At 37.1% G+C, this 12,626-nt stretch carries 10 protein-coding genes; all 10 read right to left on the reverse strand.

What is annotated here, in order from left to right:
- Positions 1-130: 130 nt before the first annotated feature.
- Positions 131-1,591 (reverse strand): Na+/H+ antiporter NhaC, encoded by a 1,461-nt coding sequence (gene nhaC, locus BME96_RS14795; RefSeq protein WP_019378765.1) that lies wholly within the window; start codon positions 1,589-1,591, stop codon positions 131-133.
- A gap of 25 nt (positions 1,592-1,616) precedes the next feature.
- Entirely contained in the window at positions 1,617-2,765 is a 1,149-nt protein-coding gene (gene iadA, locus BME96_RS14800) for a beta-aspartyl-peptidase (protein ID WP_071649426.1), read from the reverse strand.
- Between the two features lie 184 nt (positions 2,766-2,949).
- Complete coding sequence (locus tag BME96_RS14805) at positions 2,950-4,986, reverse strand: sigma-54 interaction domain-containing protein (protein ID WP_071649427.1); 2,037 nt, start codon at positions 4,984-4,986, stop codon at positions 2,950-2,952.
- A 157-nt stretch (positions 4,987-5,143) separates the two neighbouring features.
- On the reverse strand, positions 5,144-7,498 hold the full coding sequence (locus tag BME96_RS14810) for an FdhF/YdeP family oxidoreductase (RefSeq protein ID WP_071649428.1): 2,355 nt from the start codon (positions 7,496-7,498) through the stop codon (positions 5,144-5,146).
- A 120-nt stretch (positions 7,499-7,618) separates the two neighbouring features.
- Positions 7,619-7,978, reverse strand: a complete 360-nt coding sequence (locus BME96_RS14815; RefSeq protein WP_060681908.1) for a Na-translocating system protein MpsC family protein — start codon at positions 7,976-7,978, stop codon at positions 7,619-7,621.
- 147 nt (positions 7,979-8,125) lie between these two features.
- On the reverse strand, positions 8,126-8,572 hold the full coding sequence (locus BME96_RS14820) for a phosphate-starvation-inducible protein PsiE (RefSeq protein WP_060681907.1): 447 nt from the start codon (positions 8,570-8,572) through the stop codon (positions 8,126-8,128).
- Between the two features lie 182 nt (positions 8,573-8,754).
- The gene (locus BME96_RS14825; protein WP_060681906.1) at positions 8,755-9,291 is read right to left on the reverse strand and encodes a helix-turn-helix domain-containing protein; all 537 of its coding nucleotides are present in this window, start codon (positions 9,289-9,291) and stop codon (positions 8,755-8,757) included.
- 86 nt (positions 9,292-9,377) lie between these two features.
- Positions 9,378-10,604 (reverse strand): DUF819 family protein, encoded by a 1,227-nt coding sequence (locus BME96_RS14830; protein ID WP_071649429.1) that lies wholly within the window; start codon positions 10,602-10,604, stop codon positions 9,378-9,380.
- 13 nt (positions 10,605-10,617) lie between these two features.
- Entirely contained in the window at positions 10,618-11,619 is a 1,002-nt protein-coding gene (locus BME96_RS14835; protein WP_060681904.1) for a dipeptidase, read from the reverse strand.
- A gap of 337 nt (positions 11,620-11,956) precedes the next feature.
- Positions 11,957-12,511, reverse strand: coding sequence for an NADPH-dependent FMN reductase (ssuE, locus tag BME96_RS14840; RefSeq protein ID WP_060681879.1), 555 nt, complete (start codon positions 12,509-12,511; stop codon positions 11,957-11,959).
- Between the last annotated feature and the right edge of the window lie 115 nt (positions 12,512-12,626).

Below are 12,626 nucleotides of genomic sequence, written 5' to 3' on the forward strand. Positions count from 1 at the left end.
ATCCCTCCTAAACAGAAGGTAGTTTGTCCTTGATAGTTAGTTTGTATGTATGAGTCCGATCAGGAGATCTGCTAAAATTTTGAATAACGTTCTATTCTTTCACATATTTTCGTTTTAGCCTCTGCCTTCATCATTCAACCTTACTATTTTCCACAGCTTTATTTTCTTCAAGATTTACTGGTTCCTCTTCACTTATACGTTCAATACCAATTCCAGTATAACCAAGAATTATCGCGATGATAAAACCCACATAGCAAAGAATAGCCCATGGTGCGTAACTTAGCGTAGAAACACCTAATGTCCCCGCCATATAAACACCCGCCGAAGACCATGGTATTAATGGAACAACAACGGTGCCAGAGTCTTCTAATGTTCTTGAAAGATTTTTTGCATGTAATTTCTTTTTTTGATATGTGTCTTTATATATATCACCTGGAACTATAATAGACAAATAGGAGTTCCCTGTAACTAAAGCCATCGTAATACAAGAGAGTACGGTTGACAAGATAAGATCTCCAGTCCGTTTTACGATTTTTAACAATGCTTCTATAATTACCTCCAGTGCCCCTGCTTTAGTAATAATGCCTGCAAAAATAAAGGCACTGAAAGCAATTAGAATTACCCCAGTCATCGATTGCATACCACCTTGATTCACTAACCTGGTAACTTCCCATGCGACTCCTTCTGGATTAAAGCCTGTTTTACTAACCATGGACACATCGAACCCTGTAACAGTTGATGCAAAAATATCTACTGCAGAAAATCCTTGAATCCATTTAGCCAATACAGCCGCTACAATAGATGATAGTATAATTGTCGGAAGTGTTGGTTTTTTACGAATCGAACCATATAAAATGATAATTGGTGGGAGCAATAACCAAACACTCCAATCAAACATTTCAGTTAGAGTTTGTAGCATTACTTCCATTTCCTCAGGTGTAGAGACTGAATCTGTAGTTAGATTAAACCCTGCGATGGTGTATACGATTAAGCTAATTATTGCTGCAGGAACGGTGGTGTAAAGCATATGTTTAATATGCTCATAAAGTTCACTACCTGCTGCTATTGGTGCAAGGTTCGTAGTATCTGAAAGAGGTGATAGCTTGTCTCCAAAATAAGCCCCAGCAACCACAGCGCCTGCAGTTGCAGGAAGCGAAGCACCAAGCCCTGTAGCAATCCCCATCAAAGCTACTCCAACTGTACCAACAGACCCCCAAGACGTCCCAGTCACAATCGAAATTATTGCGGAAACAATAAAAGCGATTACTACAATAAAAGTAGGATTAATAATTTCCAATCCATAATAGATCATCATTGGAATAGTACCTGAAATCATCCAAGTCCCTATTAAAATCCCTATTGAAATAAGTATAAGTATGGCTGGCATCGCTGTATCAATTTTTTCACGAATTCCTTCCATCATTCCGTCCCAATTTACACCCACACGTAATGCAATTATTCCTGCAAACAGGGAAGCAAGAATCAATAATGGTTCAGGGCTGAATCCGTACACTCCATAACCAATTGCCAGTAATAATAGCATCATCACAATAGGAAAAAAAGCTTCAAGTAACGTAGGTTTTCTTTTCATAAATTGTCCTCCACTCTCTTTTTAATTATTCAAATGTGCCTTTTACAACAACTTTTTTATCTCTCATCATCAACCGACCTTTTGCTATAACATGCTCTAAGTCAAATGTTTGCTTATTTATAACAATTAAATCTGCATCCGCATGCTGTTCGATAATCCCCTTTTCGTTTAGACGCAAAGCAGCTGCTGTATTACTCGTCAGCAAAGGAACTATTTCTTCTAATGAAAGTTCATCACCCTTTACTACAGCCTTTAATTGTTCAAATAAGGTAGAAGGACTCGCGACACCAAAGCCAATTAATTCTCCGCCCTCATTAAATTTTGGCAGGCTTCCGTTACCATCAGAAGAAATTGTTAAACGATCCATTCTTCCTCCATTTTCCTTAAAGTATTTCACCCACTTAATGGTTTGTTCATCAGCAGTAATATCTACATAAGCCCCTTTTTGTGACAGTTTAATAGCGTCATCAACCAATTCTTTACTTCGGGTAATATGAGTTGCGTAAATTGAAGTTGGCGGAATCTCATATTCATCAATAATTTGATGCAATAAAGTTAAATATGCTTTTCCTGGTCCAACATGAAAATGAGTAACACCTGCCTTTTTGCTTAACAAGCCGCCAATTCTTGCCTCTGCACAAAGCTTAGCAAGTTCATGCACAGAGGGTTGTGCAGATCTTGAGTCGGAAATAGCTATCTCACCAGCTCCTATTACCTTATCAATTAGGATTACATCATCTTTAATCGATGACGTTATGGTTGGCGTTGGCACATGATAATTTCCTGAATAGATGTAAGTTGTAATCCCTTCTTCCTCCAGCCCGCGAGCCTTTGCCAATAAAGAAGTCATGTGTCTAGTCGTCCCATCTGTCCCTAGCAATCCAACCATGGTAGTTATACCAGATTTAATAATTTCACTTAGTTGAATTTCAGGAGTTCTCGTAGCAAACCCACCTTCACCGCCACCGCCAATAAGGTGAACATGCGGGTCAATAAGCCCTGGAAAAATTAGGGACTCAGCAGCATCGATCACTTTTATATCTACACCGAGCTGATATAATGTCTCTTCATCAATGTCACCTACCTTAATGATTTTATTTTCAGAAATTAAAATAGACTTTTTTCCTAAATACTGTGGTGCATAGATCTTTCCGTTTTTAATTAATATAAACATAAAATTTCCTTGTCTCCTCACTTATTAGTATTTTCACTCTTTTTGCACAAATCCCCTACATTGGTAATATGCAAGAATCATGCCAACTTAATCCACGCGATAAACCAGCAAGGAAAAGGAGTTAAATTAATTAAAGGTTACTTTATAGGAGGATATTATCCTAAAAAGTAACCTTTAAAATAAATTATAATTGCCCATAAACTTCTTGACCGAGACTTGTGATCTTTGTTCCTTGTTTTTTTGTACCAACAGCTATACAGTCAGCTCTTCGAAGTGTTTCCATTCTTGTACGTAACTGACTTTCTGTAATTTCAATGTCTAACAATCTATGTAAAGACCCTCGTCCAATCCCGGTATTTTTGTCCGTGTAAGTTACTAGCACTTCTAAGATTTTCTTAAATACAGATCTCCCACCATGATTGTCAAGATATTTCTTTGCTAGCTCTATTCGATGTTGACTTATATTCGATTTCTTCATTTTTGGTGGAATTTGCTCCATATCGGCCTTACTGCTATCAGCTGTTACTGTAACATAATTAATGAAGCCTTCCAGTTCCCGAACATTACCAGGCCAGTGGTATGTAGAAATAAGAGCTTCCACTTCAGGTGTGAAACTCATCTTAATTTTTCTCTGATTTAAGAAGTAGTTGATAATATAAGGGATGTCTTCCTTCCTTTCCCTTAAGGGGAGAATTTCCAAAGGTAGCTGATTTAACCTATAAAATAAATCTTCGCGAAAGGTGCTTTTTTCAATCATTTGAGCTAGATCTTTATTTGTAGCTGCAATCACTCTGACGTCTACTGGAATTACTTTGTTACCTCCAACACGCTTAACCTGCTTTTCCTGTAACACCCGTAATATGGCTGCCTGAATATTTAATGGGGCATCACCTATTTCATCCAAAAATATTGTTCCATTCTGAGCTAATTCGAATAATCCAGTACTTCCTCCACTTCTCGCTCCAGTGAAAGCTCCTTCTTCATACCCAAAAAGTTCACTCTCTGCTAATGATTGAGTAATACCTGCGAAATTTACTGCTACGAAGGGTCCCTTTCTGCGAGATGAGTGTTCATGGATTGCTTGAGCGAATATCTCTTTACCCGTTCCGCTTTCTCCAGATATTAAAATCGTGTAGTCGCTCTTCGCAAGTTTCTTAGCTGTCTTTTTTAATTTTTCAATTTCCTCACTTATTCCAATAATTGAATCAAACGTATACTTAATAGTAAGTCCTGACTCTGTCTTCTTCTTTCTTATTTCTTGTTCCATTCGTTGAACATGTGAAACATCTTGGAAGGTTATTACTGCGCCCGAGAATACGTTATCCAGTACAATTGGCGTTTTAGTTATCAGGATTTGCAGCCCGTGCACGTGAATAATCTGTCTTGGTATCTCTATTTTTTTAAGCATTACTTCTTCAATATCCAGATCCCTCACAACATCAGAATAATATTTACCAATTGCATCTTCATTAGATATTCCCAAAATAGACGTTGCTTCCTTATTAAATACAGTAACTATTCCATTATAATCAACCCATATAATCCCTTCATGGGCGGCATCTAATACAATCTCCAGCTGTTTATTAAGAAGCCTCTCACTCTGAATGGAAGCAGATAACCGCCTTCCGATCCGTACAAAATTCCGAAAATAATCCATTGTAAAAAGATGAGTTTTATCAAGCGAAAGTTTTAACATTGTTGAAATCTCGAATATGGTGGATAAATCCAGACTCCGATCACCAAGATCAATAATTCGGTGCATTCCCTTAGGTACTAGATGTTGCAGGCCATGTGTAATTACCACACTTATTTCATCCAACTGAGGGGGCTTGTCCATGTCAGGAGCAAAAGCGATTAATTTTAAATGTTCAAAACCTAAACGCTGAAGGAGTGTTACAGATTCCAAAGCAGTTTCTGTGTCATTACTAACAAGCAAGCATTTGGTATTGGATTTTACTTCAAGTAATTTTTCGAGTTTATAGAAATCAATCGATCTGTTCGCTTGAATATACGGAATGCGATCATTTAGCTGCTCTATAATATCCCGAAAAGCTTTCTTTGGACCAGAAGATAGAATTAAATCTACTTCATTCATATTGACAGGTGGGTAATGATTACTTCTGAATTGCACACTATTTCCGAAATTTTCATGCAACGTATTCCGAAATACTTCATAAACAGCTACCTCTTTAGTCAAAATTAAAATAATCTTTTGCTCCATTCGATCACCTCACTAATTATAATATTCTATTTTACCATCTTTTCTTCTACCGATAACTGCTAGTAACGAATTTCAGTAGTTTTCTTTATAGTAACTTCTGAAATTAAAGAAAGGAAGGCCGCTGTGCGTACCCTCCTCTCCCTGCATATCATAATAACTACACTTCCATCTCCAAATCTTCCACACGATCTTCTAAATAATCGACATCTTTTCGCGCATTAAACCTTTCTGCCTTCTCCACTTTTACTGCAATACTGTATTGAGGTATCCCTGAGGGGCCATCATACACTCCTTTTGGAATAAGAAAATTCCCTTCAGGAAAATGAAGCCCTACATTGCCTTCCGTTATATCTGCAAAGTGTGCCTTTCCTTGAAAAACGCCATGCTGGTTATACAGTACAATAGCCTCTTCATTTGTAATATCCAATTTCTTTGCATCTGAAGGGTTAATTAATACATCGTAACGGCCTGCTTCATTAAACGGATCTGTTTCTTTATATACCATTGAATTAAATTGTTTACCACGTCGGGTTGTTATATAAAAGGTGCCTTCTGGTTTATCAAGGCTTGGTATATCGATGGGGATAAGGTTTCCTTTTCCATCCGGTGTCGGGCATACACCATCTTCACAAAGCCAGGCACCTCCCCACTGAAAGACGTCTCCTTGCTTCTTTAAATGTTGAATTCCATCATAATCTCTGTTTGCAACTGCGATTTCATCTCGGATGGACTGTCCATCTTTAAATTCAACAAGGTGTGCTGTTTCTGGTTTTACACGTTTTGCTAAATCAATATATATTTTCCATTCCGCACGAGCTTCCTGTACTTCTTGTTTATTGCCTTCGATCTCTGGAGAAAAATAGACCATTCTCTCTGTTGATGTCGAGGTACCCCCACCCTCCTGTTCGTAACGTGTTTTAGCAGGAAGGACAATGACTGCTTCCTTTGCTTCCACTAAAGTCGACGTATTGAAAATAATATCCTGATGAACACGAATATCCAAATTGGCTAGAGCCTTTTCAACAAAATCAGGGTTTGGCATTGTCTCCAGGAAGTTACCACCACTCATATAATATAAGTTCAGTTTACGTTCATGATCATCTGGTAATGTGGCATTTTCCAGTGTAACTCCAACAATGTCTCCCTGCCATTTTGGAAGTTCAAAGTCCCATATTTTCTCCATTCGTTCTACATTTTCCTCATCCCAGCCTCCACCTGGGAGAACAAACGGATCAGCACCCATCTCTCCGGACCCTTGCACGCTGGAATGTCCTCGGAACGGCATCAAACCGGAATGTTTACGACCTAAATGGCCTCTTAAAAGTGCCAAGTTTGCAACCTGAGAAATATTATCTGTTGCAAAAGAATGCATTGTTAATCCTAGTGCCCATGCATAAACAGCATTTTTACTCTTGGCAAGAAGCTCTGCCAATTCAATAATCCGAGTTCTCTCCACTCCGGAGGAATTTACTATTGCTTCCCACGATTGTTCCTCAACCTTTGTTTTTAACTCTTCATATCCGTTCACGTGTTCTTTTACAAATTCATGGTTAATGGCAGCGTGTGGCTCCCTCTCTTCCATTTCAAACCAATGTTTCATTATTCCATGCATAAAAGCAATGTCTCCACCAATATTTACTTGATAAAAATCATCTGCAATTTTAGTGCCAAAAAGGGCAGATTCTACATTGGATGGTACCCAGTATTTATCCATTGCCGGTTCTTTATATGGATTGACTACAATGATCTTGGTGCCTTTCTTCTTTGCTGCAAGCATATATTTCGTAGATACTGGCGAACTATTGGATGCAACAGAACCCCAAAATAAAAGAACATCTGTGCCAATCCAGTCCTGATAGTTTGCGCTGCTCGCACCAATGCCCACCGACCGCTTCAATGCAGTCTTTGAGGGTGAGTGGCAAATTCTTGAAGCGTTATCAATATGATTTGTGCCAAGAAAACGGGCAACCTTTCCAGCAACATAATAAGATTCATTGGTTATTCCTCGGGAAGTTAAATAAAAAGCATATTGCTTTGGATCTAGCTTTTTCATTTTTTCAGCAATCATATCCATTGCTTCATCCCAGCTTATACGAGAAAAGTTTGATTCTCCTTTTCGTCTAATAAGCGGGTATGGAATTCGGCCCAACCCACGCAACTCTTTGCTGCTATATTTCTTCAGTTCGTTAATATCAGAATGCACGACTTCTTCCTTCATCGCAGGCATCGTACTTAAACGAAGAACATTCAGCCTGGTCGTACATAAATGTGGTCCTTGGAGTGTCTGATCCTGTAGTCCGGAGACACCTAACGCACAGCCATCACAAACTCCTTTGGTTAAAATGTTTTTTGCATAGTTTAAATTATCTTTGTTCTCCCACATTATCTTCATTGTGTCACGGATATGCTTTGGTTTAACTTTCCCTAACCCAAACGGTATTGGACTCACCCAATGCTCTGGTGCTGGTTTTTTAGAAACTTTTATTGGCCCCTGATGTTGTGTCTTTCCCATATTACCACTCCCTTTTTTTCATAAAAAAACCACCGCAAATACATTCGCACGGTACGCATCCATGGAAAGCATTTACGGTGGTTAAGCCTTAAGCAGGATCGCTACCAAGTACCAAAACCATTATTTATTAAATTTCTCTTCAATATTATCATTAAATATAAAAATAGACATACCAAAGTCACGATCAATATCAATATCAACAAACAAATCAACGAATTTGCAATCCAGAAATGCCTCCATCTCCTCAGGTGGATTCTTACGATACATTTCCTTCACCATTTCGGTTCTAGCTGCACGTAGCATCTGCTTTCCTTCATTGGCGCCAGCGATGAACTTTTCTACTGGTGAAAGATTGCCCTCCATCTCACAGATCGCCCAGTTTTTACAAAAGGTTGTTGTCACCTTGCTCGGACCTTTTCCCATGTGTTTCTTTCGGAAAGCACGAACAAGATTGCTAAATTCTGCTTCATATTTATTCATGTTATCCCCCTGCAAGCAACTAAACTACATATACTTATATAGTATCATACCTTTTTAGCAAGATGAATAGGAATTATACACTCCTGCATGTTCAGATTTTTGTTACGGAGAAATTTTACTGTTTTGGTTAATTGTTTCCCGACTAATTTACTCCCTTCCAAAAAACCATTTACTTTCTGGCCTTTGTCGTGGTGTTAGATTTAAAATAAAGTAACCAATAATGAGTAGCAAGATTACAATGGAATAATACATCGTACTAAGAGCATTATCATGTTCCACAATAATCAGACGGATCATTGCTGTTATACCTATATATAGAAAATAACGAAGCGGAAAATGATAATTTTCTTTAAAATATTTTACAATCATAGCTACAAATTCGAAATATAAAAAGAATATTAGGATGCTGGCCAGATAGATTTGATAGTCCGTAGTTTCATTTTCCAATAGGATCCGACTGAACATAAATAACTCTTTTATCATTAGAAAGCATAAAATAATTGCCAGAAACACTAAAACGACATTCAACGTAACTTGAAGCAAATACGGAAATAAATACAGAAAAAATGCGTACCCCTTTTTTAATGTTTGCATAACTTGGATAGCCTCCGTTTCATTGGATTACGTATTTCTAACCAAATCGTAGCATATAAAAAGGGGCCCTCACGCTATTCTGTGAAAACTTAACAGAAACTTTTCAAATGGAAAGGGATTTGATACTTTTTCTTATAAACCATTAGAGGAAATGATTTAGTTCTTGTAGTACACTTTATTTCTCACACTATTCTCCCTGTCATTGCCCAGACAGATACAGCTGTTTCCTCCGTATGATTTAAAAACCTATGAGGAGTGTTACTATTAAAACGAATTGTATCACCTTCTTGTAGAATATATTCTTCATCTCTTAAAATTACTGTCATTTCCCCACGTAGGACATGTCCGCACTCTTCACCTTCATGCACTACTAATTGTTTGTCATCCTGACCTGGCTCAAGGTGAATTTTTATCATCTCAATATTTCCATCTGTAACCGGAGTCAACAGTTCGTATTTCGTATGGGATTGTGGAAAAAGAAGCGTTTTACGTTGATTTTTTCGAATAATATGTGTAGATTGGTCATCCTTTTCTAAAAATGAAGATATAGAAACACCTAAACCTTTACAGATTTTATATAGTGTTGTTAAGGTTGGATCAGTTTTATTTCTTTCTATTTGACTAATCATACTTACACTGACACCAGATTTCTCGGATAATTGTTTTAAAGATAAATTCTGCGCAACTCGTAAGTTCTTAATCTTTTTTTCATCAAACATAATACTCACTCCCAACTTATATGCTCTATTCTTGGCTGAAAAATCAGCCTGGTATCATAAGATACCAGGCCATAATTTCAAACTTCCTATATCAGACTGGAGAACCAGAAACCCAGCATGGTACCAATATAATTTCCGAAAATATATCCAAGCGTTCCTACTACGAGGATAGGTCCTACAAGGTTTTTCCATCCCTTTGCAATAGCAAGAGCTGCGGCGGTGGTTGGCCCACCAATATTTGCATTACTAGCAACCAGAATATCTTCCAAATTATACTTTAATAATTTACCAAATGTTAGGGAAACTACCATGTTTATCATAACAATAATAAAAACAAATAGTAACAACAGAGGAGCATTATTTATAATTAATGGAATTGATGCAGGTACGCCGATTACCACAAAGAAAATATAAATTAAGAACGTACCGAATTCCTGACTACCATTTATACTAGCAAAATACTTAGGGAACAGGGCAAGCATAATAAACGTAATGGTCGTCAACATCAAATATTGATCACCAAATAATCCATTAAGTATATTTAAAAATAAGGACACATTTTCACCAGATGGAATTAGCTTATCAATTAAAGTTGCTAACTTAAAAGAAACAATTACAAGCAAGTAAGCCGTTCCTATTGATAAAGCAATATCTTTTAAAGAAATATCCTTACGCTTCCAAAATGCTTCAGCAAGTGTCTTTCCATCTTCTTTGCCTTTACCACTTTCTACTTCCTCTATGTGGGGGATACTAAAACGTTTACGGAAAAAAGCCATTGCTGGTATCAAAATAAGAATTACAAAATAAACAGCCATCATTAAATTATCAGCTACAACCGTTGCGGATACCATTTCGCCAGGTGTTTCATATTTTGCGGCTAACGCTGCGAAATTCACACCGCCTCCCGTATAAGAACCACTCATCATCGCCCCTATTTTTTCCAAGTATGGAATATGATCTTTTAATAAGAAAAAACTAAGTATTGTTCCTGCTACTGTACCGACAGAACTAATAAAGAAAATAATTAATAGCTTTCCACTTTCCTGCCAAATCTTTTTAAAATTCACATGGAATAATAATAGAGGGATAGCCAACGGTACAATAACACTCCACACAGCATCGTAAACAGACGATTCAGTAGGAATTACCCCTGTATTTGATAAGATGATAGCACCAATAAGTGCAATAATAGCTCCAGAAATTTTTGATGCCCAACTGAATCGCTGTTCTAAGTAAATACTAAATGATGCCCAAACAATTATAATTCCCCATAAAGTTAACGTGTCGTCTGCTTGAATAAGTGATTCTCCCATTTATATTACCTCCTTATTTATTTTCTGAATCAAATCGCTTTTGCATAAATTGATTTGCATTATCAAAACTTATTGCTTCCATTTCTTTTCTGGAAAACCCCCTCTGCTCCATTCGAAATAATAATTCGGGTATTTTAGAAGCATCTTCCAATCCGTTCGTCACCGTTCGCATTGGTGTCCCTCCAAGGTCATAGTCTTTTAGATAATCAATAAAATCAAAACCGAAACCGATATATTCATAACCTACCAAATTGGCAATATGTATCGCGTGGTCAATGAAATGATCTACATTTGGAGTTTCTGAATGAACAAATTCTCCATATGCGTTTAAACCAATAATTCCATCTCTTGCAGCAATAGCTTTAATTTGTTGATCAGTTAAATTACGTTCGTGTTGGCAAATCGACCTCGAATTGCTGTGAGAAGCCATAATGGCTTGATCAGATAAATGGTAAATATCCCAAAAGCTGGCTTCATCAAGGTGAGTTACATCCACCACCCAGTTATTAATTTCACCTTGCTTAAGCGCAAACTGCCCTAAATCTGTTAATCCGTTTGCCTGACTAGACACTGCACCAGTACCTGTCGCAAGGAAATTATGTTCATTCCAAGAAAAAATAGCATGATTCACTTTTTCATCAGACAACCAACTGAATCCGTTTTCAATTTTGGCTTGTAAGCTTGTACCTTTCCATTCCTCCAAAAAGGTTAATCCCTCTGTTCCAAGATAAACAGAAACTTTATCTGATGAAACTACTTTCGGATTACCAGGATCTTGAATAACCAGATGCCGGGAACTTTTTAAATCCTCCATTACATAACTAAAGATCCTTTGGAACCGTTCAAAGGCTTGGTTACGAAATTTAGGCTCCACCCAGAATACACAAATAAGTGCATCTACACCTCCAGCTTTTAAGTACGGATAATGTACAGTATCAAAAACGTTCGTTTCTCCTCGTTCTCTTCTCCATGCTATATCAGTGAAAAGATCAGAATGTAAATCAAATACTTTCATGGTGATCCCCCCTTAGTTACAAAAACAGTCAATTTTTGTCGATAATTATGTTATAGTGTAATTTATTTAATATAATATAATTAATAGTTTTAACTGTCAAATTATTTTAATAAGTAAATCATAAGTAGCAAATCCTCTGCTTAACTTATTCTACAAAAAAGTCTGGGAGCTAACTAAAAAGAGAAACTTTAGTGACGACATTAAAAGTGGGAGGCGCTCCCCTAAGGGGAACATTTTGCTAATCCGCACCAATAAAAAAACGAACTGTAATTCAACATAGAGTTGAATTAGGTTCGATTTTTAATAAAATAGTATATTTTGTTACAAGCTCTTTATACTACAAATCAGTTATTACCGTCGTAGCCTCTTGCTTTTTAAGAATTTCAATAAAATAACTCAATTGCTTCTTCGTTCGATTCCAAATATCTTCATCAACAATTGGATTATACTTTTGTTTATCTATCTGACAATCAAGCATGTAAATACCTTTTAGTGTCTGCCCTTTCAATGTTGCTAGTAAGGGCTTCATTGTATATTCAAGTGCAAGCATATGAGATGGACTTCCTCCGGTCATCAGTGGCAGAACCGGTTTATGCTGCAATATGTCCTGTGGTAATATATCAAACAACGATTTTAACACTCCCGAATAAGCAGCTTTATACACAGGTGAACCTACAATAACACCACTTGCTTCGTTTAACGTTTTAGCGACTTGTTGAACTGAAGGGCTATCATAGTTTCCTTGAAACAAGTCATCTGAAGGAATCTCCCTGATACTAATATGCTTAATAGTGAAATGTTCCCTCTCCAACAATTCTCCTAAATACTTTAATACTCTATCGGATCTGGAAGATAATGAAGGACTTCCAGAAATAATGGCAACTTCACGCATGTGATCATCCTCTCTTTTTTCACTTGTTTTTCAAAAAATACAGCATTTATCTTATCTTGCTCTCTCCTAAACAAAATTTCTATTTAAAATACCACTTCCAAAGCGATAGTCCGAC

Origin of the sequence: Virgibacillus halodenitrificans, assembly GCF_001878675.1 — a bacterium.
GTDB classification, from domain to species: domain Bacteria; phylum Bacillota; class Bacilli; order Bacillales; family Amphibacillaceae; genus Virgibacillus_Q; species Virgibacillus_Q halodenitrificans.